Genomic DNA, 26010 nt, shown 5'->3' on the forward strand with positions numbered 1-26010 from the left:
GTTGATCGTTGATCACCGCGCCGATGCCGGTGGTCACGCCGCAGCCGATGTAGCAGATCTTGTCGAAGGGCGCGTCCGGGTTGACCTTGGCCAGCGCGATCTCCGGCAGCACGGTGAAGTTCGAGAAGGTCGAACACCCCATGTAGTGGAAGATCTTCTCCTTGCCGATCGAGAACCGGCTGGTGCCGTCCGGCATCAGCCCCTGGCCCTGGGTCGACCGGATCGCGGTGCACAGATTGGTCTTGCGCGACAGGCAGGACGGGCACTGCCGGCATTCCGGCGTGTACAGCGGGATGACATGGTCGCCCTTCTGCAGGCTGGTCACGCCCATCCCGACATCGACCACGACGCCCGCACCCTCATGCCCCAGGATCGACGGGAACAGCCCTTCCGGATCCGCCCCGGACAGCGTGAACTCGTCGGTGTGGCAGATCCCGGTCGCCTTGATCTCGACCAGCACCTCGCCGAACTTCGGACCCTCGAGATCGACCTCCATGATCTCCAGCGGCTTCCCCGCGGCGACGGCTACGGCGGCTCGCGTCTTCATCTTCCCGGCTCCTCGAGACTCGTCAGGCGAAACCCTAGCGGAGAGGGGGGTGGTCGCCCAAGCCCGACTTACGACCGATATTGTCCCCCCGGCGCCGTTCAGCCGATCTCCGCCAGCACCTCGTCCAGCGCCGCCAGGAAACGGTCGCAATCGGCCTCGCCGAAGGCCATCGGCGGCTTGATCTTGATGACGTTGTAGAGCGGTCCGTCGATCGACAGCAGGATCCGCCGCCGCTTCATGCCCTCGACCAGCTGCTTGGCCTCGGCCTTCGCCGGCTCCAGCGTCGCCCGGTCGCGCACCAGCTCGAAGCCGGTGAACTGGCCGAGGCCGCGGACGTCGCCGATCAGTGGATGCTTCGCCTGCAGCGCCCGCATCCCGGCCAGCATCCGCTCGCCCACCCGCCGCGCCTTGGCCTGCAGCCTTTCGTCCCGGATGACGTCGAGCACGGCGATGCCGATCGCCGACGACACCGGGTTGCCGCCGAAGGTGTTGAAATACTCCATGCCGTTGGCGAAGGCCGCGGCGATCTCCGGCGTCGTCACCACCGCGCCGATCGGATGGCCGTTGCCGATCGGCTTGCCCATGGTGACGATGTCGGGCGTCACGCCCTGGGTCTCGAACGCCCACATGTGGCTGCCGACCCGGCCGAAGCCGACCTGCACCTCGTCGGCGATGCACAGGGCGCCGGCGGCGCGGGCATGGGCGTAGGCCGCCTTCAGATAGCCGTCGGGCAGCACGATCTGGCCGCCGCAGGACAGGATCGATTCGGCGATGAAGGCGGCGACGCCGCGGCCGGCCTTGGCTGCCGCCGCGAACTGGCGGGCGACGTCCTCGGCGTAGCGGGCCCCGAGCTCCGGCTCGCCGTATTTCAGTCGGCCGCGATAGCCGTCCGGCATCTCGGCCACCCAGGTGCCCTCGGGCCGGCCCTTGCCGCCGGGCCCGTCGAACTTGTAGGGGCTGATCGCGACCAGCGAGTTGAGGTTGCCGTGATAGGCGACGTCGACCGCCACGGTGTCGGTGCGGCCGGTGGCGGCCCGCGCCATGCGCAGCGCCAGGTCGTTGGCCTCCGACCCCGAATTGACGAAGACGCAGACCGAGAGGCTGTCCGGCAGCGTCGCGGTCAGGCGGCGGGCGAAGTCGACGATGTTGTCGTGGAGGTAGCGGGTGTTGGTGTTCAGCGCCGCCATCTGCCCCTGGCCGGCCGCGACCACCCGGGGGTGGCAATGGCCGACATGGGCGACATTGTTGACCATGTCGAGATAGGCCGTGCCGGTCTCATCGATCAGGTACTGGCCCTCGCCCGCCACGATCTTCAGCGGCTCGGCATAGGACACCGACAGCGAGCGGCCGAGATGCAGCCGGCGCTGCTCCAGCAGCGCCTCATGCCCGCGCGGCAGCCGCACCGAGACTTCGGCCGGGATGCCCAGGATGGCGTTCGGGTCGGGGCTGACGCTTTCCCACACATCCATGTCGCTGCGCCGGCCCACGCCCTCGATGTCGGCGCCGCGGCCCATCAGGTCGAGCAGGAACTGGAAGTGCAGATGCGGCACCCAGTCGCCATTGGTCGGCGGCGCGCCGTTCCAGCCGATCACGTCGCCGGTCTCGACCCGGTCCCCGGCCTTGAGATGGGTCAGGGTCTTGTCGGCGAGGTGGCCGTAGAGGGTGTAGAACACGTCGCCGTCGCCGGTCTCGTGCTCCAGGATCACCAGCGGGCCGTAGTCGCCCGGCTGGGCGTTGTTGGTCACCAGATGGACGCGGCCCGGCAGCGGTGCCAGGAACGGCTCATCCGCCGGCAGGAACACATCGATGCCGAGATGGATCGTCCGCCGCTCGCCGGTGTCGGTCTTGAAGGCGTCGGTCTGGTAGACGCCGCGCGGCTCGGCATAGCGGCCGATGCCGACCTGGGCGCCGGCCCGGGCGATGCGGGCCAGCACCACCTCGGTCTTGGCGTCGACGCTGTCCAGCCCGTCCAGCGAGGTCAGGTCGGCGCTGCCCTGGGTCCAGTCCAGGACCACGACGTTCTCGGCCACCGTCAGGTCGTGGCGGCAGATCGGGCCGATGCGGTCGGCGTTGGCCGCCAGCCAGGCCAGCACCCGCCGGCTGGCCGGATGCGCCGGCAGGCCGGCCGCGGCCCGCAGCTTGTAGGCGGCGAAAGCGTCGTTGACGGTGTCGAGCTGGTCGATCAAGGCCCAGGCGTCCTTCTGGCTGATCAGGAGATAGTCGTTGCCGGGGTCGCGGGCGTGCTGCCAGGAGGACATGCACACGCTCTGCGCCAGCCGGGCGCGGATGAGGTCGAGGAGGACCGACAGCTCGTCCGCCGTCAGCGGGTTGGCGGCGTGGTAGCCGGCGACCAGCGGCAGCACCGCCTCGACCGGCCGGTCCTGCCCCATCATGGCGTAGGCGCAGGCGACCGCGAGCTCCGCCACCAGCGGGTTGGCGACGGCGTCGCCGAAATCGATCACCCCGGCGCAGAGGCCGTCGGGCCCGACCACCACGTTCCAGTCATTGGCGTCGTGATGCACCACCTGCCGGCGCAGCCCCGGCAGCAGCGGCACCACCCGTTCGTCGTAGCGGTCGAGGATCCGTTCCGCCTTGGCCCGCCGCGCCGGGTCGGCGACGTGGGGCAGCAGCTCGCGCGCCTGCGGCGCGGCGGTGATCGCCCAGCGCAGCGGCCGGTCCTGCGCCGGGTGGGAGAAATCGGCCAGCGCCCGGTCGAGCCGCCCGAGATAGGCGCCGAGCGAGCGCAGCAGCGCCGGGCCGTAGGGCCGGCTTTCGCCCATCAGCCGGCCGGGCAGCCAGTCCAGCACCCGGGCCAGGCGGGTCGACCCGTCGGCCATCGCGACCGGCACGGTCAGGCGCCCGTCCTGGGCCGGCACCGGGCGCGGCGCCGGCAGCGACGGGTCGCGGTCGGCCAGATGCAGCAGGCCGCCATCCTGGAAGTCCAGCACCGCAGCATCCGCGCCGGCATGGTAAAGCTTCAGCACATGCCGGCCGCCATCCGCCGCGGTCATCAGGAAGTTCTGGTCGAGTTCGCCCGCCAGCGCCTGGGCCCGGGCGTCGATGCCCCAGGCCGTGCGGAACAGGGATTCGGCCTCCGCCGGTCCGAAGGGACGCCGGAGGTCGAGGGCGGGATCGGACATCGGGACGGGTCTCCGGAAGGCTGGCGGCGGCGCGATCGGGTCGTACCGGCGAGAAAAGCATCGCCGGTGCCGTGGCGGCAAGGGACTTGCGGCCCCGACATAACCATTGTTTCTATGATCCGCTAAAAATTCCCCTATCCGATAAATCCGATTGCCCTTAGCCTTTCCGGAAACCAGCCATGGGAGGGAAGATTGCGTCTCTACATCTCCGCCGACATCGAAGGCATCGTCGGTGTGGTCACCCGCGACCACCTTGCCCCCGAGGGCTTCGAATACGAGCGGGCGCGCGACTGGATGACCGACACCGTGGTCGCCGCCTGCGAGGCCGCGCATGAGGCCGGCGCGACCGAGATCGTGGTCAGCGATTCCCACGGCAATGGCGAGAGCCTGAAGATCGAGAAGCTGCCGGACTACACCCAGATCGTGCGCAGCTGGCCGCGGCCGCTGACCATGATGCAGGGGGTCGAGGTCGGGGACTTCGCCGGCGCCCTGCTGATCGGCTACCACGCCGGTGCCAGCAATCGCGGCGGGGTGCTGTCGCACACGCTGAGCGGCAGCGCCTTCCAGGAGGTGCGGGTCAATGGCCAGGTGCTGAACGAGGCGGGGCTGAACGCCGCCATCGCCGGGCACTTTGGCGTGCCGGTGATCTACGCCTCGGGCGACGACGTGGCGGTGGCCGAGATCCGCGACATCGTCGGCGACATCGAGACCACCACGGTGAAATGGGCGCACAGCACCCGGTCGGCGCGCAGCCTGACCCCGGCGGTGGCCCATGCCGCGGTGCGCGAGGGGGTGAAGCGCGCCATCGCCCGGATCGGCGAGGCCAAGCCGTTCCGGCTGAAAGCGCCGATGGCGCTGGAGGTCCGGTTCCGCCACCGCCTGCCGGTCGAGCACCTGGCCTATCTGCGCTTCATCACCCAGGTCGACACCTACACCATCCGCTACGAGGCGACGGATGCGGTCGACCTGTCGAAATTCCTGATGTTCCTGTTCGGCTACAGCGCCACCGCCACGATGTAGGCGCGGCGGGTCGGGGCCATCGCGAAGGCGGCGATGGCCCCTGGCCTCAGGGGTTTCCGATCTCCGCCGTGTCGAACGGCGTGGTCTGGTACAGCCGGTTGATCCAGTTGCCGAACAGCAGGTGGGCGTGGCTGCGCCAGCGGTTCTCGGGCTGGCGGGTGGGGTCGTCCTTCGGGAAGTAGTTGCGCGGGATGGCGATGGGTTTGCGGGCCGCCAGGTCCCGGAAGTACTCGTCGCCGAGCGAGCTGGAATCGTATTCGATGTGGTTGAACATGTGCAGCGACCGATGGCGCGGATCGTCCAGCAGGCACAGGCCCGCCTCGTCGGACTGCATCAGGACGCTCATCCCGCTCTCCGGCGGAATGTCCTCGCGCCGCACCTCGGTCCAGCGCGACACCGGGATCGCGAAATCGTCGGAGAAGCCCCTGAGATAGGGCGAGGCCGGCGAAAGATTCAGGTGGCGGTACACGCCGAACGCCTTCTCCGGCAGCGGATATTTCGGCATGCCGTGGAAATGGTGCACCGCCGCCTGGGCGCCCCAGCAGATGTTGAAGCTGCTGTGCACATGGGTCTGGGTCCAGTCGAAGACGCGGCGCAGCTCGTCCCAATAGGTCACCTGCTCGAACGGCATGGTCTCCACCGGGGCGCCGGTGACAATGAAGCCGTCGAACTTCTCGGCCCGGATGTCCTCCCAGTCACGGTAGAAGGAGATGATGTGCTCGCTGGGCGTGTTGCGCGGCACGTGGTGGGTCATCTTGACCAGCGTCAGCTCCACCTGGAGCGGCGTGGCGCCGAGCAGCCGCGCGAGCTGCGCCTCGGTCCTGATCTTGTCGGGCATCAGGTTCAGCAGGCCGATGCGCATCGGCCGGATGTCCTGGCGCACCGCATCCGCCTCGCGCATCACCATGACCCCTTCCGCATCGAGCGTGGCGCGGGCGGGAAGGTCATCGGGTATCTTTATGGGCATATCGACTTGTCTCGTTGTGCCGGCGGCCGGACCTGCTGCCGGTCCGGTCGCGCCGTGGCAGCCATCAGCGGCTGGCCCGGAGTCTGCATGGACAGGGCCGGTCTGTCGAAGGTCCTGTTCGACCGCTCCCGCAGCGACGTTACCGCGGGCGGCTTCAGATCGTGAACAGCGAGCGCAGCGTGCCTTCGAGGTCGGGCTCGGGGCTGGAGCAGACGCCGAGCACGGTGGCCTCGCCATCACTCACCGCGACATAGCCGTGGCCCATGGTGCTGTCGAGGTAGATGCTGCCGCCCTTGTCCAGCCGGACCGGGGCGTAGTGCTCGGTGTGCACCTCGATCGCGCCCTCCAGCACGTAGATGAACTCCTCGCCGGAATGGCGCACCAGCGGGCCGAACTCGGCCAGGCTGCGCGCCTTCACCCGGGCGATCACCGGCACCATCCGCTTCCGCTGGATCTCAGTGCACAGGTAGAGGTAGTCGTAGCTGGGCGTGACCTGCAGCAGCCCCTCGTCGGGCAGGCTGACCGAGCGGCGGGCCAGCGTCTCCCCGGCCACCGCCGGCGTCGCCAGCAGCTCGGCCAGGTTGATGCCCAGCCCTTCGCTGATCTGCAGCAGCTTGTCGTAGGTCAGCGACATCTGGTCGTTCTCGACCTTGGACAGGGTCGAGACCGCAACCCCGGTCCGGGTGCTGACATCCTGCAGCGTCCAGCCATGCCGGCGCCGCAGCGCCTTCAGGCATTCCCCGAGCTTGGGTTGAGTGGACATGCACGGACCGGAGGTGGCGACAAGGATGACCAGCGTATGTCGACAGCGGTTCTTATCGCAAGAACCATGAATTTTCCGATCCGATATTTTATTTGACATATACACTCATAGACCTCCAGGCTGTTGAAAACAGGGAGGCTGCGGGATGGACGTCGTCGACGTCGCCGTGATCGGGGGAGGCATCGCCGGGGCGTCGCTGGCTGCGGCGGTTTCGCCGGGGCGGCGGGTGCTGCTGCTCGAGCGCGAGATCCAGCCGGGCTACCACTCCAGCGGCCGGTCCGCCGCGCTGTTCTCCGAGACCTACGGCAACGCCACGGTGCGGGCGCTGTCGACCGGCAGCCGCGGCTTCTTCCGGGCACCCCCGACCGATTTCGCTGATTTCACCCTGACCCGGCCGCGCGGCACGCTGCATGTCGGGGTCGAAGGGCAGGACGCGGCGCTGGACCGGCAGGCGGGGATCCTGGGCCGGCTGGCCCCCAGCGTGCGCCGGGTGGACGCCGCCGAGGCCGCGGCCCGGATGCCGGTGCTGCAGCCGCACCGGATCGCCGGCGCGGTGTTCGAGCCGGAGTCGCTGGACCTCGACACCAACGGCATGCTGCAGGGGTCGCTGCGCGGCCTGCGCCGCCAGGGCGGGCTGGTCCGCACCGGGGCCGAGGTCACGGCGCTGCGGCCGCTGCCGGGCGGCGGCTGGCGGGTCGAGACCGCGGCCGGGCCGGTCGAGGCCGGCATCGTGGTCAACGCCGCCGGCGCGTGGGCCGACGCCGTCGCCGCCCTGGCCGGCATCGCCCCGGTCGGGCTGGTGCCGAAGCGGCGCACCGCCTTCCTGTTCGACGCGCCCGGCCACGCCATCGACGACTGGCCGGCGATGGTCGACCTGGACGAGCGCTTCTACTTCAAACCGGATGCCGGCAAGCTGCTGGGATCCCCCGCCGACGAGACGCCGAGCCCGCCCTGCGACGCGCAGCCGGAAGAGATCGACATCGCCATCGCGGTCGACCGGATCGAGGGCGCGACCACGCTGCAGATCCGGCGCCTGTCGCATCGCTGGGCCGGGCTGCGTAGCTTCGTCGCCGACAAGACCCCGGTGCTGGGCTTCGACCCGGCTGCCCCCGGTTTCTTCTGGTGCGCCGGCCAGGGCGGCTACGGCTTCCAGACCGCGCCGGCCATGGCCCGGCTGGGCGCCGCCCTGCTGAACGGCGACACCGTGCCCGACGACCTCGCCGCGCTGGGCGTCACCGCCGCGGCCCTGGCGCCCGGGCGGTTCGCCGCCGACACCACCCAGATGGAGGCCCGCAAGTGAAGATCTTCATCGCCGCCCTGGTCACGGAGACCAACACCTTCTCGCCGCTGCCGACCGGCGCCGCCAGCTTCTATGCGCCGGAGAGCTATCGCCGGCGCGACGCCAGCCTGGACGACACCGCCGCCGACACCATCTGCCAGAAGACCTGGCGGCAGCTGGCCGAGCGCGACGGGCATGAGATCGTCGAGAGCGTCTCGGCCTTCGCCCAGCCGGCCGGCCGCACCATCCGCGCCCTCTACGAATCGCTGCGCGACGACATCCTCGATGATCTGCGCCAGGCCGGCCCGGTCGACATCGTGCTGCTGCTGATGCATGGCGCCATGGTCGCCGACGGCTATGACGACTGCGAGGGCGACACGCTGGAGCGCGTGCGGGCGATCGTCGGGCCGGACGTGCCGGTGGGGCTGGAGTTCGACCTGCATTGCCACCTGACCGACCGCATGATCGACAACGCCACCGCGGTCATCGGCTTCAAGGAATACCCGCATGTCGACCTCGCCCCCCGCGCGGTCGAGCTGTACGAGCTGTGCCTGCGCGCCCGGCGCGGCGAGGTGCGGCCGGTGATGGCGCTGTACGACTGCCGCATGGTCGGGATGTGGCGCACCCCGGTCGAGCCGATGCGCGGCTTCGTCGACCGGATGCAGGCGCTGGAGGGCCGCGACGGCATCCTGTCGGTCACCTTCAGCCACGGCTTCCCCTGGGGCGACGTCGAGGAGGTCGGCGCCCGCATGCTGGTGGTGGCCGATGGCGACCGCGGCCGGGCCCGGGCCCTGGCCGAGCGGCTGGGCCAGGAGATCTGGGACCTGCGCCACGCCACGGCGACGCCGCACGACACGGTGGACGAGGCCCTGGACCGCGCCCTGGCGGCGCCGCACGGCCCGGTGGTGCTGGCCGATGTCGCCGACAATGCCGGCGGCGGCGCGCCGGGCGACAGCACCTTCATCCTGCGCCGCATCCTGGACCGCGGCATCGGCAATGTGGTCAGCGGCAGCTACTGGGACCCGCAGGCGGTGGCGCTGTGCGAGGAGGCCGGCGAGGGCGCCAGCTTCGACCTGCGCATCGGCGGCAAATGCGGCCCGGCCTCGGGCGACCCGGTCGATCTGCGCATCACCGTCAAGCGCGTGCTGCCGGCCCTGTTCCAGACCGGGCTGGGCGAGGAGAAGTCGCCGCTGGGCCGCGGCGTCTGGGTGCAGGCGGCGAACGGCGTCGACCTGGTGCTGGTGACGCTGCGCAGTCAGACCTTCTGGCCCGACGCCTACACCGCCTTCGGCATCGACCTGTCGCAGAAGGCGATCGTGGTGGTGAAGTCGACCCAGCATTTCTACGCCGGCTTCGCCCCGATCGCGGCCGAGATCCGATACGTGACCACACCGGGCGCCATCCCGCCCAGCTTCGGCGACATCGCCTTCACCAAGCGCCGCGTGCCGTTCTGGCCGCGCGTCGAGAACCCCTTCGCCTGACATCTGCTTCTCCGGGAGGATGCCATGACCCATGACCGCCCCCTGCCACCCGACTTCAACACGCGCGTCGATGCGCTGTTCGCGCGCTGGACCAGGCCGGATTCACCCGGCGCTTCGGTCCGCGTCCTGCGGCACGGGCGCGAGATCCACCGCGGCTGCTACGGCATGGCCGACCTGGCCCATGGCGTGCCGATCGACGAGCGCACCGTCATCCGCATCGGGTCGCAGACCAAGCAGTTCACCGTGCTGCTGGCACTGATGCTGGAGGCCGAGGGCAAGCTGTCGATGCAGGACGACGTCCGCCGCCACCTGCCGTGGCTGCCGGACTTCCCCGAGACCGTGACATTGCGCCACCTCGCCGCCAATGTCGGCGGCCTGCGCGACTTCCTGGAGATCATGACCCTGGGCGGGCTGGATATCGGCGCGCCCTCAACCCGGGCCGGGGCACGGCGGATCATCGCCGGCCACAAGGCCGTCAACTTCCGGCCGGGCGAGAGCCTGATCTACTGCAACACCGGCTTCTTCCTGCTGTCGGAGATCGTCGAGCAGGTCTCGGGCAAGAGCTTCAACGCGCTGCTGGAGGACCGCATCACCGGCCCGCTCGGCATGCGCGACACCCGGCTGATGCGCTGGGATTCCGAGATCCTGCCGCGGCTGGCCGACCACCACACCCGCGGCCCCGACGGCGGCTGGCACAAGGCGCAATGGGGCGTGGTGCTGGGCGGCGAGGGCGGCATGGTCTCGACGCTGGAGGACATGACCCTCTGGCTGGCCAATCTCGACGCGCCGAAGGTCGGCACGCCGGAGATGATCGCCCGGATGTCGGCGCCGGGCGCCGCGATCGACGGCATCCCCTCGCCCTACGGCCTCGGCCTGGTCACCTGCCGCTACCGCGGCCTGTCCAGCATCGGCCATGGCGGCGGCGTCGCCGGCGGCCGGTCGGAATCGGTGCGCTTCCCGGAGGCCGGGATCGGCGTCGTCATCCTCGGCAACACCGACGATATGGGCCCGTTCTCGCTGGCCCGTCGCATCCTCGACCTGGCGCTGGGCGAGGAGGTCGGCCCGCCGCGCACGACGGCGGCGACCGAACGGCTGACCCGGGCCGTCGGCCTGTACCGGGCCGAGGGCGGCGACGACGTGTTCGGGGTCGCGCTCAAGGACGGGCAGCCGGTCTTCGTCAGCAACATGAACAGCGGCATGCCGATCGAGCAGGTCGGCGACGGCGCCTTCATGCCGGAACGGGGCATCGTGCCGCTGGAGTTCACACCGCGCGACGACGGCGATGTCGACACACGCTGGTTCGGCCGCCCTCAGCGGTTCCGCCGCCTGTCCGACACCGCCCTGCCGATCGCCCCCGGCCTGGCCGGGCGCTACTGGGACGCCACCACCGGCTTCGAGGCCGAGATCGGCGAGGATCAGGGCGAGACCGTGCTGCGCCTGCGCACGCCGCATGGGGTGTGGGAGACGGCGCTGGAGGCCCGCGCGCCCGACCTGCACCTGGCCGTGCCGCGCCGGGCCACCGCCGACACGCCGCCGAAGCCCGGCGCGGCCGAGGCGGGCGGCTGGGAGTTCACCATCCGCAGCGTCGCCGACGGCATCGTGCTGAACGACGACCGCACCAAGCGGCTGCACATGGCCCGCACGCGCTGAAGTCGCGTCGGGCACCTCGAACGGGGGAACATCACATGGCGTTCGATCGCATGGATCCGCGGGACTTCCTGTCCCTCACCTACGCCCATGCCCAGCGCCACGCGCTGGGCCGGCGGCAGGTGCTGGCCGGCTTCGGCGCGCTGGCCGGCGCCGCGGCCCTGTCAGGGGTGCCATTCCAGGCCGCCCGCGCCGAGGGCCGGGGCGGCACGCTGCGCATCGGCCGCGACCAGGAGCCGGACAGCCTGGACCCGCACAAGACCGCGCTGTCGATCTCGGACTACACCAACCTTTTCATCTACGAGCCGCTGGCCCGGATCGACACCGAGGGCAAGGTGGTACCCGGCCTGGCCGAACGCTGGGAGTTCAGCGACGGCAACAAGACCATCCTGTTCCATCTGCGCGACGGCGTGACCTTCCATGACGGCAGTCCGGCCGATGCCGAGGCCTGCGCCTGGACCACGCGGCGGATGATGGACCCGGCCACCGCCGCCCCCGCCGCCTTCCTGATGGGCCCGTTCGACACCGCCGAGGTGGTGGACCGGCTGACCGTAGCCTACCGCTTCAAGGAACCCTTCGTGCCGGTCTGGATCGGCATCGCCAGCTCCTACGCCGGGATCGTGCCGCGCCAGTCGGTCGAGAAGCTGGGCGACCAGTTCGGCCGCAACCCGGTCGGCTGCGGCCCGTTCCGCTTCACCGGCTGGGCGCCGGACAGCGGCATCACCCTGGCCCGCTTCGACGATTACAAATGCGGGCCCGTCGCCGCGCCGGACGGGCTGCAGCTGCTGTATTTCCCGGAGGATTCGACCCGGATCGCGGCGCTGGAGACCGGCGAGATCGACGCGCTGGCCACCGGCCAGGCGGTGCCGGCCGACGCCGTCCGCCGGCTGCGCCAGGACGGCGAGGTCCAGCTGCTGTCCCGCCCGGCACAGATCATCCGCGCCTTGGCCTTCAACCAGGGTATGGCGCCGTTCGACGACATCCGCATGCGCCGCGCCATCAGCCACGCCATCGACGCGCAGAAGGTGCTGGCCTTCGCGCTGGACGGCAACGGCGTGGTCGCGCACGGCCCGATCGCGTCGACCATCCCCGGCTACTCCAAGGCGGTGGAGACCCAGGGCTATCCCTATGATCCCGCCAAGGCCAAGGCGCTGCTGGCCGAGGCCGGCCATGGCAGCGGCCTGAAGCTGCGCATGATCACCGCCGACACGCCGCCGATCCGGCGCGCCGCCGAGATCGTGCAGGCGCAGTTGCGCGAGATCGGGGTGGAGCTGGAGATCCAGTCGCTGCCGACCGGCGAATGGGCGGTGCTGTCGGGCAAGGGCGAGCACCACATCGTCTTCACCGGCTACGGCTATACCGACGCCGACATCCTGTACCCGGAGTTCCACAGCCAGGGGTCGCTGAACCGCAACTTCCGCAAGGACCCGGAGCTGGACAAGCTGATCGACGCGCAGCGGGTGGAATTCGACGAGGCCAGGCGCCAGACCATCCTGGACGAGGCCCAGGCCCTGATCATGCGCGAGGCCTATTGGGCGCCGCTGTACGAGCCGCTGGCCTTCGCCGCCCTGGCGTCCACGGTGAAGGGGGCGGTGCTGCGCAGCGACGGCGACATCACCGCCGACCGCGCCTGGATCGAGAGCTGAGGCGCGGCGGTGCTGCCGCTGATCGTCAAGCGGATCGGCTACGCGCTGATCGTCATCGCCGGCATCGTCTTCGTGGTGTCGGCGATGACCCGGCTGGTGCCCGGCGACCCGGTCGACATCATGGCCGCCGGCAACCCCGGCATGACCGAGGCCGACAAGGCCCGGCTGCGCGGCCAGCTGGGCCTGGACCGGCCGATGATGGAGCAGTATCTGGCCTATCTCGGCGGCGCGCTGCAGGGCGATCTCGGCCTGTCGCTGCGCCAACGCGTGCCGGCCGCCCAGCTGATCCTGGAACGGCTGCCGGCGACGGCGGAGCTGACCTTCTGGGCGATGCTGCTGTCGCTGATGGCCGCGATCCCGATCGGCGTCGCCACGGCGCTTCGCCGCGACGGGCCGGTCGACTATGCCGGCACCGTGGTCGCGGTGCTTGGCGTCTCCACCCCCTCCTTCCTGCTCGGCATCCTGCTGATCCTGCTGTTCTCGGTGCAGCTCGGCTGGCTGCCGGCCTCGGGCTACAAGGGATCGCTGGTCGCCGCGGTGCCGGCGGCGCTGCTGGACGGCCGCTTCGACCTGCTGTGGCAGAAGGCGCGGTACTTCCTGCTGCCCTCGATCTCCCTGGCCTTCGGGCTGATGGCGGTGAACGCCCGGCTGACCCGGTCGGCGATGATCGAGGCGCTGCGCCAGGACTATGTTCAGTTCGCCCGCGCCAAGGGGCTGCCGCCGCGTGCCGTCACCTTGCGCCATGCGCTGCGCAACGCCATCATCCCGGTCATCACCATGATCGGGCTGCAGCTCGGCGCCCTGCTGTCCGGCGCGATTGTGATCGAGACCGTGTTCGCCTGGCCCGGGATCGGCCGGCTGTCGGTGCAGGCCATCACCACCCGCGACTATCCGCTGGTGCAGGCGACGGTGCTGATCGCGGCGGTGCTGTTCGTGGCCCTGAACCTGATCGTCGACATCCTGTACCGCGTCATCGACCCGCGGATGCGCCATGGTTGAGAGCGCCCTGCCCATGCCCGCCGAGCGGGCACCCGCCGCGGAACGTGGCCGGTTCCGGCGGGCCCTGCTGCGCAGCCCCAAGGGGCTGACCGGGCTGGCACTGGTCGGGCTGATCCTGGCCGTCGCCGCGGCGGCGCCGCTGCTGGCGCCGCACGACCCGGCGCGGCAGATGCTGGAATGGCGCTTCCTGCCGCCGGCCTGGGCCGCGGGCGGCGACTGGAGCCACCTGCTGGGCGGCGACAATCTGGGCCGCGACATCTTCAGCCGCGTCGTGGTCGGGGCCCGCACCTCGATCGCGGTCGCCGCCCTGGTGGTCGCGCTGGCCACCACCGTCGGGTCGCTGCTGGGCGCCGTCGCCGGCTATGCCGGCGGCGCGGTCGACAGCGTGGTGATGCGGCTGGCCGACTTCCAGCTGGCCTTCCCCTTCCTGCTGCTGGCGCTGATGATCATGGCGATCCTGGGCCCCGGCTTCTGGACCGTGGTGCTGGCGCTGTCGATCGCGCTGTGGGTCAACTTCGCCCGGGTGGTGCGCGGCGAGGCGCTGCGCATCCGGCAGATGGAGTTCGTCGAGGCGGCGCGGTCGATCGGCGTGCCGGGCTGGCGCATCGTGCTGGGCCATGTGCTGCCGAACGTGATCCCGTCGATCCTGGTGCTGGCGACGCTGGACGTGGCGCTGGTGATCATCGCCGAGGCGGCGCTGAGCTTCCTGGGCCTGGGGGTCCAGCCGCCCACCCCCTCCTGGGGCAAGATGATCAGCGAGGGCCGGGACTTCCTGTACGACGCGCCCTGGATGGTGCTGGGGCCGGGCGCGGTGATCCTGATGACCTCGGTCGGCATCAACCTGTTCGGCGACTTCCTGCGCGACTGGGTCGACCCGAGGGCGGAACGGTGAGCGCGCCGCTCTTGGAGATCGACGACCTCCGGGTCGACTACGCCTCGCCGCGCGGGCCGGTGCGGGCGGTGGCCGGAGTGTCCCTGTCGCTCGAGCGCAACCGCATCCTCGGCCTGGTCGGCGAGAGCGGCTGCGGCAAGTCGACCGTCGGCCAGGCGCTGATGGGGCTGGTCCAGGCACCGGGCCGGATCGCCGGCGGCGACATCCGCTTCGAGGGCCGCAGCCTGGTCGGGCTGCCGGAGCGGGGGCTGCGCCGGCTGCGCGGCGACCGCATCGCCATGGTGTTCCAGGACCCGACCGCGACGCTGAACCCGGTGCTGACCATCGGCGACCAGATCGCCGAGCTGTTCCGCTGGCACCGGCCGAAGCTGCCGCGGCGTGAGGTCGAACGCCGGGTCGTCGCCCTCTTGGAGCGGGTCGGCATCGCCGAGGCCGAGCGTCGCCGCCGCGCCTATCCGCACGAGCTGTCGGGCGGCATGCGCCAGCGCATCGTCATCGCCTGCGCCCTGGCGCTGGACCCGGCGCTGATCGTCGCCGACGAGCCGACCACCGCGCTGGACGTCACGGTGCAGGCCCAGATCCTGGACCTGATGCGCGGGCTGCAGGTCGAGCACGGCACCGCGGTGATCCTGATCAGCCACGACCTCGGCGTCATCGCCGAGACCTGCGACGACGTCGCCGTGATGTATGCCGGCCGCATCGTCGAGAGCGGGCCGACGGCCGAGGTGCTGGCCCGGCCGCGCCATCCCTACACCGCCGGGCTGATCGCATCGCGCCCGTCGATCGATGCGCCGGGCCGGGTGGTGCGGCCGATCCCCGGCACCGTGCCCGACCTGGCCCGGCCTCCGGCCGGCTGCCCGTTCCATCCGCGCTGCGGCCAGGCCGTCGCCGCCTGCCGCGACGCCATCCCCACCCTGCAGCCGATCCCGGAGGAGCCGCGCCATGCCGTCGCCTGCCCCCGCGCGGCCTGAACCGGTCGCCGACGCGCCGCTGCTGGAAGTCCAGGATCTGGCCAAGCACTACCCCCTGCCCGGCCGCTGGTTCGGCATGGCGGCCGGCGTGCGCGCGGTCGACGGCGTCAGCTTCGCCATCGGCCGGCAGGAGACCTTCGGCCTGGTCGGCGAGAGCGGCAGCGGCAAATCCACCATCGGCCGGATGATCGCCCGGTTGATCGACCCCAGCGGCGGCCGCATCCGCTTCCAGGACCGCGACTGGCTGGCGCTGTCGGGCGGCGCGCTGCGGCGCGAGCGGCGCCGGGTGCAGATGGTGTTCCAGAGCCCCTACGCCTCGCTCGACCCGCGCTGGCGCGTCGCCGACATCGTGGCCGAACCGCTGCGCACCCATCTGCGCCTGCCGGCGGTGGAGCGGCGCGACCGGGTGGCGGAGCTGCTGCAGGCGGTCGGGCTGGACCCCGCCGTGGCCGACCGCCATCCGCACCAGTTCTCCGGCGGCCAGCGCCAGCGCATCGGCATCGCCCGCGCCATCGCGCTGGAGCCGGAGCTGCTGATCGCCGACGAGCCGGTCTCCGCCCTCGACGTCTCGGTCCAGGCCCAGATCCTGGCGCTGCTGCAGGAGATCAAGGCGCGCCGGCGGCTGTCGATGCTGTTCATCTCGCACGACCTGTCGGTCGTCGCCTATCTCTGCGACCGGGTCGGGGTGCTGTATCACGGCCGGCTGGTCGAGCTGGCGCCGACCCGCGCCCTGTTTGACGCGCCGCGGCACCCCTACACAAGGGCGCTGCTGGCCGCGATCCCGGGGTCCGGGCGGCGCCGGGAAGCCGCGCCGCAGACCGCCCCGGCCGGCGCCGCACCCGAAGGCTGCGCCTATGCCGGGCGCTGCCCGCATGTGCGCGACCTGTGCCGCGGCGCGGCCCCGTCGCTCCGGCCCGACCCGGCGGGCGGCTGGGTCGCCTGCCATCGCGCCGGCGAGATCTGAGCGGCGATAACCTGAAGTTCAGGCCCCCGTCACTTTCGGGACTTGTCAGTCATGGCGGCGGCCTGCCCAAATCGCTGCCGCGGGCGGTAACGTTACCGCGGTCGCACGGGGCAGGAAGGCAAACAAGGGTCGGACCGGCCGGGCCGGGATCGACGACGCCGCTTCGGTGCGAGGGGAATCACAGAGTCTGGGGGATGGCATGAAGTTTCTGAACAAGAGGGCGGCCGCCTTTGCCCTGTGCCTGGCGGTGTGCGGCCTGGCGCTGGCCGGCCCGGCGGCGGCCGAGATGGTGCTGAACCGCGGCTTCGGCAGCGCGCCGTCGACCCTGGACCCGCAGATGAACCAGGGCGCGCGCGAGAACTACATCATCGCCGACCTGTTCGAGGCGCTGCTGGTGCTGGACCCGCAGGGCAACCCGCAGCCGGGCGCGGCCGAGAAGTGGGAGACCAGCGCCGACGGCCTGACCTGGACCTTCCATCTGCGGTCGGGGCTGAAATGGTCGAACGGCGACCCGATGGTCGCGGCCGATTTCGTGCGCGGCGTGATCCGCAGCCTGGACCCGGCCATCGGGTCGGCCCACGCCTACTATCTGACCGCGGTGCTGCCGATCAAGAACGGCAAGCAGTTCAACGACGGCAAGCTGACCGACGCGTCGCAGGTCGGCGCCACGGCGCCGGACGACAAGACCGTCGTGCTGACGCTGGAATACCCGATGCCGGACGCGCCCTACATCCTGGACTTCCACACCACCGCGCCGGTGCACCTGCCCAGCTACCAGGCCGCCGGCAACAAGCTGGACTACACCCGGCCGGAGATGTTCGTCAGCAACGGCGCCTACATGCTGAAGGACTACGTGCCGCAGTCCAAGGTCGTCCTGGTCAAGAACCCGAACTACTGGGACGCGGCGAACGTCAAGATCGACACCGTCGTCTACCACGTCACCGAGGACACCTCGACCGAGCTGAAGCGCTATCTCGCCGGTGAGCTGGACAGCACCATGGCGGTGCCGGCGGAGCAGATCGACAAGCTGAAGGCCGAGCGGCCGCAGGAGCTGCACCAGAACCCGACCCTGGGCATGAAGTACCTCAGCTTCCAGCCCGATGCCGGCCCGCTGTCGGACATCCGCGTGCGCAAGGCGCTGGCCCTGGGCATCGACCGCGACTTCCTGCAGGAGAAGATCGAGAAGGCCGGCAACCTGCCGATGTACACCTTCTCGATCAACCAGGATTCCAGCTACAAGCCTGGCCGCGTCCAGGAAGCCGGGATGAGCAAAGAGGACCGGCTGGCCGAGGCCAAGAAGCTGCTGGCCGAAGCGGGCTACGGCCCGGACAAGCCGCTGGAGCTCGAGATCATCGGCCCGTCCAGCGCCGCCAGCAAACGGCGGGTCGAGGGCATCACCGCAATGTGGAAGCAGAATCTGGGTGTCCGCACCAAGCTTGATCTGACCGAGGTGAAGACCTGGCTGGAGAAGCTGCACACCGGCGACTGGCAGGTCTGCATGGACAGCTATGGCGGCGACTATCCCCAGGCCAAGACCTGGCTGGACGCCCTGCGCTACACCGGCACGCCCAGCTATCACTGGAAGGACGACGAGTACGAGAAGCTGATGGACCAGGCCAACGCCACCGCGTCGGACAAGGCCAAGTTCTACCAGATCCTGGGCCAGGCCGAGCAGCGCATGCTGGACCAGTACGTCTTCATCCCGATCGCGGTGACCACCGACAACATCCTGGTCCAGACCTACGTCAAGGGCTGGGGCGACAACCCGATCGGCCACCCGATGTCGAAGTATCTGAGCATCGAGAAGTAGGTCGATTTCATCCTCCCCCTCCCCTTGCGGGAGGGGTTCGGGCCGCAAGCCCGGTCTAGACCGAAAGATCTCCGCCCGTCATCGACACCCCCTCCCCCTACCCCCTCCCGCGGGGGGAGGGGGAGGATCTTGAGAGGGTCGCGCGGGAAAGCAGGCACAGGGAGCAGCCAGGGCCGATGGTCTTTTCCGTCCTCCGCCGCATGCTGGGCAGCGTGCCGACGCTGTTCGCGCTGGCGACGATCACCTTCTTCGTCGTCCGCTTCGCCCCCGGCGGGCCGTTCGACGACGACAAGAAGCTGCCGCCCGCCCTGATCGCCAAGATGGCCGAGCAGTACCATCTGAACGAGCCGCTGTGGCGGCAGTACCTGCGCTTCCTGGGCGACATCGCGCATCTCGATTTCGGCCAGTCGATGTACTACCGCGAATACACGGTGACCCAGCTGATCGGCCACGGCCTGCCGATCTCGCTGCAGATCGGGCTGTGGGCCACCCTGCTGTACACCGTCGCCGGGGTGTTCCTGGGCGTGGTCGCGGCGCTGCGGCGCAACGGCATCCTGGACAATGTGGTCAGCGCCGTCGCCATGGGCGGCATCGTGGTGCCGACCTTCGTCATGGCGCCGATCCTGCAGATCGTGTTCGCGCTGATGCTGAGCCTGCTGCCGGTGGCGGGCTGGGACGGCGGCTGGCGGTCGATGGTGCTGCCGGTTGTGGCCATGGCCCTGCCCAACATCGCCTATGTCGCCCGGCTGACCCGCGGCGCCATGATCGAGACCCTGCGCAGCAACTACATCCGCACCGCCCGGGCCAAGGGCGTCGGCGAGTGGCGGGTGCTGACCCACCACGCCATCCGCGGCGCCATGATCCCGGTCATCGCCTATCTCGGCCCCGCCACCGCGGCGCTGATCACCGGGTCGATGGTGATCGAGACCATCTTCGCCGTGCCCGGCATCGGCCGCTACTTCGTCGAGAGCGCGATCAGCCGCGACTACACCATGGTGATGGGGGTCACCCTGACCTACGGCGCCTGCATCATCCTGTTCAACATGGTGACCGACGTGGCGCAGACCCTGCTGGACCCGAGGTCGCGGGCATGACCGACCTGACCGAGCACGAGATCGCCGCGATCGAGGACGCGGCCGAGGGCGTCAGCCCGTTCCGCGAGGCGCTGCGCCGCTTCCGCGCCAACCGCACCGCCGTTGCCAGCCTGGCCGTGCTGGTCCTGATCGTGATCTTCTGCTTCGGCGGGCCGCTGCTCTACAGCTACGCCCCCGACGACGCCAATTTCGAGGCGATGAACGCGCCGATGGACCTGCTGTCGGCCTTCCCCTTCGGCACCGACGACCTGGGCCGCGACCTGCTGCTGCGGATCATGGCCGGCGGCCAGGTGTCGCTGATCATCGGCCTGGTCGCGACCCTGATCGCGGTCGCCATCGGCGTCACCTGGGGGTCGATCGCCGGCTTCCTCGGCGGCTTCGTCGACCAGGTGATGATGCGCTTCGTCGACGTGCTGTACGGCATCCCCTACATCTTCCAGGTCATCCTGATCAGCATGGCGCTGGGGCGCGGCAGCGGCGCCGTGATCATCGCCGTGGTGCTGTCGCTGTGGCTGACCCCGTCGCGCATCGTCCGGGCCCAGGCCATCGCGCTCCGCAACCGCGAGTTCATCGAGGCGGCGCGGGCCGGCGGCATGACCAAGCGCCAGATCGTGCTGAAGCACATCATGCCGAACTGCGTCGGCGTGGTGATCGTCTATTCCAGCCTGCTGATCCCCGACGTGATCCTGAGCGAATCCCTGCTGAGCTTCCTCGGCCTCGGCGTCCAGGCGCCGGAGACCAGCTGGGGCGTGCTGATCAGCGAGGGCCAGGCCAAGATCGAGACCGACCCGCACATGCTGATCCTGCCCGGGCTGGCCCTGGCCCTGACCCTGTTCTGCATGAACTTCGTCGCCGACGGGCTGCGCGATGCCTTCGACCCCAATGAACGCTGATCCCCTGCTGGCCGTCCCCCTGCTGACGGTCGAGGACCTGCGCATCCGCTTCCGGATGCGGCGGGGCACGGCCACCGCGGTCGATGGCGTCGACTTCGCGGTCAGGCGCGGCGAAGTGCTGGGCATCGTCGGCGAGAGCGGGTCGGGCAAGAGCCAGATCCTGCTGTCGATCATGGGCCTGCTGGCCGGCAACGGCGCCGCCACCGGCCGGGTCCGGTTCGAGGGGCAGGACCTGCTGGCGCTGGAGCGCCGCGGGCTGGACCGGCTGCGCGGGTCGGCCATGACCATGATCTTCCAGGACCCGATGACCTCGCTGAACCCCTATCACCGCATCGGGGCGCAGCTGACCGAGGTGCTGATCCGCCACCAGGGCATGCGCAAGCGCGAGGCCTGGGACAAGGCCACCCGGATGCTGGACCGGGTGAAGATCCCCGACGCGGCGAAGCGGATGAAGCTGTACCCGCACGAGCTGTCGGGCGGCATGCGCCAGCGCGTGATGATCGCCATGGCGCTGCTGTGCAACCCGCGCATCCTGCTGGCCGACGAGCCGACCACGGCGCTGGATGTCACCGTCCAGGCCCAGGTGCTGGACCTGCTGCGCGACTTGGTGAGCGAGCTGGGCACCGCCGTGATCCTGGTCACCCACGACCTCGGCGTCGTCGCCGAGATGTGCGACCGGGTGCTGGTGCTGTATGGCGGCAAGGTGATGGAGGCGGCGCCGGTCGGCCCGATCTTCGCCGCTCCGGCCCATCCCTACACCCGCGGCCTGCTGGATTCGACGCCGAACCTGGAGGGGGCGGAGGGCGAGCTGCGGGTGATCCCCGGCCAGCCCCGCGCCGCCGCCGCGGGCGACCTGCCGGGCTGCCCCTTCGCGCCGCGCTGCAGCCGCAAGGTCGAGGCCTGCACCGTAACCATGCCGCCGCTGCTGGCGGCAGGTGACGCAGATGACCGCGTCGTCGCCTGCCACCAGCCGCTGCCCCAACCCGCCGCCACCGCCACGATGGAGCTGGTGAAGTGACCCCGGTTCTGTCGGTGCGCAACCTGAAGGTCCATTTCCCGCTGTCGGGCGGCCTGTTCGGTGGGCCGCCCCAGGCGGTCAAGGCGGTGGACGACGTGTCCTTCGACCTCGCCCCCGGCGAGGTGCTGGCAATCGTCGGCGAATCGGGCTGCGGCAAGTCCACCCTGGGCCGCGCCGTGCTGCGGCTGATCCCGCCGACCGCCGGCACCATCGCCTGGAGCGGCGCCGACGTCACCGGCCTGCCGGAGAACGACCTGCGGCCGCGGCGGCGCGACATGCAGATCATCTTCCAGGACCCGCTGGCCTCGCTCGACCCGCGCATGACCGTGGCCCAGATCATCGGCCGGCCGCTGCGCACCTTCCACCCCGAGATGAAGCGGGCCGAGATCAACGCCCGGGTCAACGAGACCATGCGCCAGGTCGGCCTGTCGCCGTCGCTGGCGCACCGCTATCCCCACGAATTCTCCGGCGGCCAGTGCCAGCGCATCGGCATCGCCCGCGCCATCATCCTGCGGCCGAAGCTGATCGTCTGCGACGAGCCGGTGTCGGCGCTTGATGTCTCGATCCAGGCCCAGATCATCAACCTGCTGATGCGCCTGCGGCGAGAGCTGGGCATGGCCCTGATCTTCATCTCGCACAACATGAGCGTGGTCAGGCACATCAGCGACCGGGTGATGGTGCTGTATCTCGGGCGCGAGGCCGAAATCGCCGGCCGCGACGCCTTCTTCGCCCGACCGCTGCACCCCTATGCCCAGGCGCTGCTGTCGGCGGTGCCGATCCCCGACCCGGCCCGGGCGCATCAGCGCCGGCGCATGGTGCTGCAGGGCGACACCCCGTCGCCGATCAACCCGCCCTCGGGCTGCGCCTTCCGCACCCGCTGCCCGCATGCGGTCGAGCTGTGCGCCCAGGCGATGCCGGTCCTGCGCGACTTCGACCCCGGCCACCGCGCCGCCTGCCACCGGATCGAGGATTTGGCCGGCGCGCTCGTCTGAGGCCTGTGCAGCCCCCTCACCCGAAATCACGCAGTGATTTCGGGTGAGGGGGTGGCTCCGCCGCCTGTCACGCAGGCCGTATCGCGACGCGTTGCCGCTGCGCTAGGATTTCGCCATGACCATCGATCCCGACTTCCTCGACCGCCTGATCGCAGCACCACGGCTGCTGTTCCCGACCGTCTCGCCGGACGGGCGCTGGGTGGCCTGGGTGTGGAACGGCAAGGCGGAGGGCAATGGCCCCTGGATCGCCCCGACCGCCGGCGGCGCGCCGCCGCGCCTGATGGCCGAGCCCTTCTCCGGCTGGGATTGCGAGAGCTTCAGCTGGGCGCCCGACAGCCTGTCGCTGATCGTCGCCCGCCGCCGCGACGGCGAGGAGCAGGTCGGGCTGCAGCGCGCCTGGCTGGACGGGGCGGCGGAGACGCTGCTGCCGGACCGCATCGGCTACTACATCTACAACGCCCAGCTGCATCCGGATGGCCGGAGGCTGGTCTATGCCGCCAGCCGCGACCCGGCCACAGGGATGGGCGGCGACATCCTGCATCTCTACGAGCACGACCTCGCCAGCGGGGCGCAGCGCGTCCTGGCCTCGCCGGGCCGGTCCTGCAAGATCACGCCGAAGCTGGACCCGACCGGGCGCCGCATCCTGTATCTGCGCAACGACCACGACCCCAGCGGCCGGGCGCTGTGGGTGTACGACCTGGAGACCGGCGAGGACCGCGAGATCCACAACCCCGGCGGGCCGGCCAAGGCCGAGGGGGTGTGGTCGCCGGACGGGTCGCGCATCGCCTTCGTCGCCGAGACGCCGACGCACAAGCGGCTGGGGCTGATCGACCCGGCGGCCGGCGGCCTGCGTTGGCTGGTCGACGATCCGGCGATCCCGGTCGAGCATCTGCGCTGGCCGCACCAGCCCGATGGCGGCCAGGACCTGCTGGTGGTGATCGAGGCCAGCGCGGCGCGGGACGAGGCCGCCTTCCTGACGGTGTCGACCGGCGCCTACCTCCCGGTGTTCCGCGGCGGCGACATCCTGCGGCCGGTGGCGCCGCTGGCCGATGGCCGCTGGGTGGTGGAGCGCGGCCGGGCCACGGCGCCGACCGGCATCGTGACCCTCTCGGCCGACGCGCCCGACCTGTCAGCCGCGCAGGAGCTGGCGCCGCTGCCCGAGGGCTCGGTGCCCGACCCGGCGGAGCTGAACCCGGCCGAGCCGTTCTGGTGGCATTCGGTCGACGGGCTGCGCATCCAGGGCTGGCTGTACCGCGCCCGGGGTGACAGCCGGGGCACGGTGATCCATGTCCATGGCGGGCCGACCATGCATTACGACGGCCGCTTCGACCCGGTGCCGCAGGTGCTGGCCCGGGCCGGCTTCCACGTGCTGCAGCCGAACTACCGCGGCAGCACCGGCCTGGGCGCCGCCTATCAGGAGGCGATCAAGGCCGACGGCTGGGGCGGGCGCGAGCAGGAGGACATCCGCACCGGCATCCTGGCGCTGATGAATGCCGGGCTGGCAGTACCGGGAAAGGTCGGCATCACCGGCCTGTCCTATGGCGGCTATGCCTCGTGGTGGGCGATCACCCATTTCCCGCGCGAGGTGATCGCGGCCGCGGCGCCGATCTGCGGCATGACCGACCTGGTCACCGATTACTGGACCACCCGGCCCGACCTGCGGTCCTATTCCGAGGCGATGATGGGCGGCACGCCCGACCAGTTGCCGGAGAAGTACCGCGAACGCTCGCCGATCCATTTCGTCGACCGGATCGAGGGGCGGCTGATGATCGTGCAGGGCCTGACCGACCCGAACGTGACGCCGGAGCAGGTCGAGATCGTGCGCGCGGTGCTGGATGCGCGCGGCGTTCCCTATGAGACCCTGCTGTTCCCGGATGAGGGCCACGGCATCGTCAAGCCGGAGAACTGCCGCCTGCTGTACGAGCGGCTGATCGCGTTCTTCGACGAGGCGTTCGAACCTACCCAGGCCACTTGAGCGAAAACCCGAGCAGCTCCGCCTCCTCCGGCCGCAGCACGCCGTCCGCGGTCCGGCCGCGGGAGGACTGCCAGTCGTAGACGGCCTTGGCGGTGAAGCCGTTGAACACGCCGGCGGTGAAACCCCAATCCGCGATCCGTCCCTGGCTGACCAGGGCGTCCTGCAGCAGCCGCACCTCAGGACCGCTCGATCCCGGCAGCAGCCGGGCCAGGCCGGGCACCGCCCAATGCTCCGCCACCAGCTGCAGGTGCCGGCCGGTCACCAACAGATAGTCGAAAGCGAGGCCGGTCTCGGCGAGGTCCGGTGTGGGACTCAGCCCGGCCGCCCGGCGGAAGGCGGCGTAGTCGCCGGTCGGGTCGGCCGGCGGCTGGTGCCGGCCGGGCAGGGTCTGGCAGCCGGCCGAGGAGAACTCGAGTCCGTCGCCCGGCCAGCCGGCGGCGTGGATGTTGTCCTCCGGCGCGCAGATGTCGAAGCGGCAGGCCAGGTCATAACCGGCGGCGTCGAACGAGCGCCACACCGGCACCTCGACGGTGCGGTCGAGCTGGAACGCCCCCTCCTCCACCGGGCGCCCATCCGGCGCGTGCGGGCCGACGACATAGGGATGCATCCCCGGCGCCAGCATGTTGGCGATCCGCCGGTCCGGCGCCGCGGCCTGGCGGCGCATGTGGTCGTCGTTGGGCACGGTCGAGCCGGGCCACACGATCACCTGCCCCGCCGCCCGGTCCCACACGCCCAGCACGCAGCGCGGCGTCCGGTGGTCTGGCCGCGCCTCGGCCAACCGCACCGCGTCACGCCGGGCGCCGGCCTCGGCCGGATCGACCAGGCCGCAGCCGCGTAGCCCGAACAGGATCTTGGCCCCGCGCGGCCGGAAGCGGGTCAGCCGGCACAGCGTCTCCAGCGTCCCGGCTTCGAGCGCGAAGGGCGTCCCGCTGAAGGGCGCCTGGAGATGGGCATAGTTGGGCGAGCGGTCGTCATCGTGCCAGGCAGGCGGCGTTCGGGTCATTGGCCGAGCAACTCCAGCAGCTTCGTCCCGAACGCCGGCAGGAAGCGGTCGTTCTGCGCCATATGGGGGCCGACGGTGTAGATCGCGGCAACGGCGCTGCGGCCGGACGGGGTCTCCAGATAGGCCATGTCGTGCCGGGTCTCGCTGGTCCAGCCGGCCTTCGACCACAAGCGGACGTCGCGCGGCAGGCCGCCGCCGAGGAAGCCGCGGACCTGGTCGCGATAATCCGGCCCCAGCACCGCCGGGTCGCGCTCGGGCTCGCGGTCCAGCAGGTCCATCATCCGGCCACAGGCTTCCGGCGAGACCAGCTGCCCGGCAGCGATGCCGTGCAGCAGCGCCGCCGCCGCGCGCGGTGCGATCAGGTTGCCGCCATGGGCGCGGGCGGCCTTCTCGCGGCCATAGGGCGAATCCTCGTAGGTGCTGTGCCACAGCCGCAGCCGCGCGAAGTCCGGCCAGGCCCAGCCCTCGAAGAAGCGCTGGATCTCCTGCCGCCGGTCCCACCACGCCGCCATCTCGGCCTCCGGCAGCGGGCCTCCCGGGGTGGTGCCGGTCATCCGGCCGAACAGATAGGTGGTGGCGTCGTTGCTGGACTGGCGGATCATGGCGGACAGGGCCCGCAGATCCTCGGCATCCGGCTGCAGCCGCCCGGTTTCGACCCAGTGCTGGAAGGCGACGAGATAGAAGCTCTTGCTGGTGCTGGCGGGGTAGACCGCGACCTCGTCGCGATAGCCGAACACCGGACCGTCGGAATAGCCGCCGGCGGCGCCGTCGCGCAGCCGGCCGGGATAGAGCCGGAAGGTCAGGCCGAAATCCTGCGGCCCGACCTCGCCCTCGAACTGGTCGAGCAGGTCCCGGACCAGCTGCGGCCAGGCCGCCGCCGTGGCGCTCTCACGATCGGTCATCGGATGA

The 26010-nt window shown here is 70.7% G+C and carries 21 protein-coding genes; 15 read left to right on the plus strand and 6 right to left on the minus strand.

Going from position 1 to position 26010, the window contains the following annotated elements; genetic code table 11:
- Both AB4112_RS27455 and AB4112_RS27460 read right to left on the minus strand, forming a co-directional pair.
- On the minus strand, window positions 1-547 hold a 547-nt coding region (locus AB4112_RS27455; RefSeq protein WP_441724224.1), incomplete at its 3' end, for an alcohol dehydrogenase catalytic domain-containing protein.
- A 98-nt stretch (window positions 548-645) separates the two neighbouring features.
- Entirely contained in the window at window positions 646-3687 is a 3042-nt protein-coding gene (locus AB4112_RS27460; protein ID WP_309801617.1) for an aminotransferase class III-fold pyridoxal phosphate-dependent enzyme, read from the minus strand.
- Between the two features lie 192 nt (window positions 3688-3879).
- Between AB4112_RS27460 and AB4112_RS27465 the strand changes: the two genes are divergently transcribed.
- A complete protein-coding gene (locus AB4112_RS27465) occupies window positions 3880-4707 on the plus strand; it encodes a M55 family metallopeptidase (protein WP_309801616.1) in 828 nt (275 codons plus the stop codon).
- 46 nt (window positions 4708-4753) lie between these two features.
- Here AB4112_RS27465 and metA read toward each other — a convergent pair whose 3' ends face one another.
- Both metA and AB4112_RS27475 read right to left on the minus strand, forming a co-directional pair.
- Window positions 4754-5674: a homoserine O-acetyltransferase MetA gene (gene metA, locus AB4112_RS27470; protein ID WP_309801615.1), complete on the minus strand. Its 921-nt coding sequence runs from the start codon at window positions 5672-5674 to the stop codon at window positions 4754-4756.
- A gap of 154 nt (window positions 5675-5828) precedes the next feature.
- Window positions 5829-6437 (minus strand): helix-turn-helix domain-containing protein, encoded by a 609-nt coding sequence (locus AB4112_RS27475; protein WP_309801614.1) that lies wholly within the window; start codon window positions 6435-6437, stop codon window positions 5829-5831.
- Between the two features lie 145 nt (window positions 6438-6582).
- Here AB4112_RS27475 and AB4112_RS27480 point away from each other — a divergent pair, with 145 nt between their 5' ends.
- The 14 genes from AB4112_RS27480 (at window position 6583) to AB4112_RS27545 (ending at window position 24098) form a co-directional block, all read left to right on the plus strand.
- Window positions 6583-7737, plus strand: coding sequence for an NAD(P)/FAD-dependent oxidoreductase (locus tag AB4112_RS27480; RefSeq protein ID WP_441724227.1), 1155 nt, complete (start codon window positions 6583-6585; stop codon window positions 7735-7737).
- The gene (locus AB4112_RS27485) at window positions 7734-9197 is read left to right on the plus strand and encodes a M81 family metallopeptidase (protein ID WP_309801612.1); all 1464 of its coding nucleotides are present in this window, start codon (window positions 7734-7736) and stop codon (window positions 9195-9197) included. Before AB4112_RS27480 ends, AB4112_RS27485 begins: the two co-directional genes overlap by 4 nt.
- A gap of 24 nt (window positions 9198-9221) precedes the next feature.
- Window positions 9222-10847: a serine hydrolase domain-containing protein gene (locus tag AB4112_RS27490; protein ID WP_309801611.1), complete on the plus strand. Its 1626-nt coding sequence runs from the start codon at window positions 9222-9224 to the stop codon at window positions 10845-10847.
- Window positions 10848-10882: 35 nt separating this feature from the next.
- Complete coding sequence (locus tag AB4112_RS27495) at window positions 10883-12490, plus strand: ABC transporter substrate-binding protein (RefSeq protein ID WP_309801610.1); 1608 nt, start codon at window positions 10883-10885, stop codon at window positions 12488-12490.
- 9 nt (window positions 12491-12499) lie between these two features.
- Complete coding sequence (locus AB4112_RS27500; RefSeq protein WP_441724230.1) at window positions 12500-13489, plus strand: ABC transporter permease; 990 nt, start codon at window positions 12500-12502, stop codon at window positions 13487-13489.
- Window positions 13482-14381, plus strand: a complete 900-nt coding sequence (locus AB4112_RS27505) for an ABC transporter permease (protein WP_441724232.1) — start codon at window positions 13482-13484, stop codon at window positions 14379-14381. Before AB4112_RS27500 ends, AB4112_RS27505 begins: the two co-directional genes overlap by 8 nt.
- Window positions 14378-15352: an ABC transporter ATP-binding protein gene (locus tag AB4112_RS27510; RefSeq protein WP_441724234.1), complete on the plus strand. Its 975-nt coding sequence runs from the start codon at window positions 14378-14380 to the stop codon at window positions 15350-15352. The genes AB4112_RS27505 and AB4112_RS27510 overlap by 4 nt, the downstream gene beginning before the upstream one ends.
- The gene (locus AB4112_RS27515) at window positions 15324-16316 is read left to right on the plus strand and encodes an ABC transporter ATP-binding protein (protein WP_441724236.1); all 993 of its coding nucleotides are present in this window, start codon (window positions 15324-15326) and stop codon (window positions 16314-16316) included. Before AB4112_RS27510 ends, AB4112_RS27515 begins: the two co-directional genes overlap by 29 nt.
- Before the next feature lie 199 nt (window positions 16317-16515).
- On the plus strand, window positions 16516-18126 hold the full coding sequence (locus AB4112_RS27520; RefSeq protein ID WP_441724238.1) for a peptide ABC transporter substrate-binding protein: 1611 nt from the start codon (window positions 16516-16518) through the stop codon (window positions 18124-18126).
- A gap of 176 nt (window positions 18127-18302) precedes the next feature.
- Window positions 18303-19220, plus strand: coding sequence for an ABC transporter permease (locus tag AB4112_RS27525; RefSeq protein WP_441724240.1), 918 nt, complete (start codon window positions 18303-18305; stop codon window positions 19218-19220).
- Window positions 19217-20113 carry an ABC transporter permease gene (locus AB4112_RS27530; RefSeq protein WP_441724242.1) on the plus strand — a complete coding sequence of 299 codons (897 nt, stop codon included), beginning with the start codon at window positions 19217-19219 and terminating at the stop codon, window positions 20111-20113. Before AB4112_RS27525 ends, AB4112_RS27530 begins: the two co-directional genes overlap by 4 nt.
- Window positions 20103-21131: an ABC transporter ATP-binding protein gene (locus tag AB4112_RS27535; protein ID WP_441724244.1), complete on the plus strand. Its 1029-nt coding sequence runs from the start codon at window positions 20103-20105 to the stop codon at window positions 21129-21131. Before AB4112_RS27530 ends, AB4112_RS27535 begins: the two co-directional genes overlap by 11 nt.
- A complete protein-coding gene (locus AB4112_RS27540; protein WP_441724246.1) occupies window positions 21128-22123 on the plus strand; it encodes an ABC transporter ATP-binding protein in 996 nt (331 codons plus the stop codon). Before AB4112_RS27535 ends, AB4112_RS27540 begins: the two co-directional genes overlap by 4 nt.
- A 115-nt stretch (window positions 22124-22238) precedes the next feature.
- The gene (locus AB4112_RS27545) at window positions 22239-24098 is read left to right on the plus strand and encodes a S9 family peptidase (protein ID WP_441724248.1); all 1860 of its coding nucleotides are present in this window, start codon (window positions 22239-22241) and stop codon (window positions 24096-24098) included.
- On the opposite strand, the gene AB4112_RS27550 is transcribed toward AB4112_RS27545, so the two are convergent.
- Both AB4112_RS27550 and AB4112_RS27555 read right to left on the minus strand, forming a co-directional pair.
- Entirely contained in the window at window positions 24082-25101 is a 1020-nt protein-coding gene (locus tag AB4112_RS27550; protein WP_441724250.1) for a peptidoglycan-binding domain-containing protein, read from the minus strand. The genes AB4112_RS27545 and AB4112_RS27550 overlap by 17 nt on opposite strands.
- On the minus strand, window positions 25098-26003 hold the full coding sequence (locus AB4112_RS27555; RefSeq protein WP_441724252.1) for a serine hydrolase: 906 nt from the start codon (window positions 26001-26003) through the stop codon (window positions 25098-25100). Before AB4112_RS27555 ends, AB4112_RS27550 begins: the two co-directional genes overlap by 4 nt.
- Window positions 26004-26010 lie beyond the last annotated feature (7 nt).

The sequence above is a fragment of the Inquilinus sp. 2KB_23 genome, assembly GCF_052115705.1.
GTDB classification, from domain to species: Bacteria; Pseudomonadota; Alphaproteobacteria; order DSM-16000; family Inquilinaceae; genus Inquilinus; species Inquilinus ginsengisoli_A.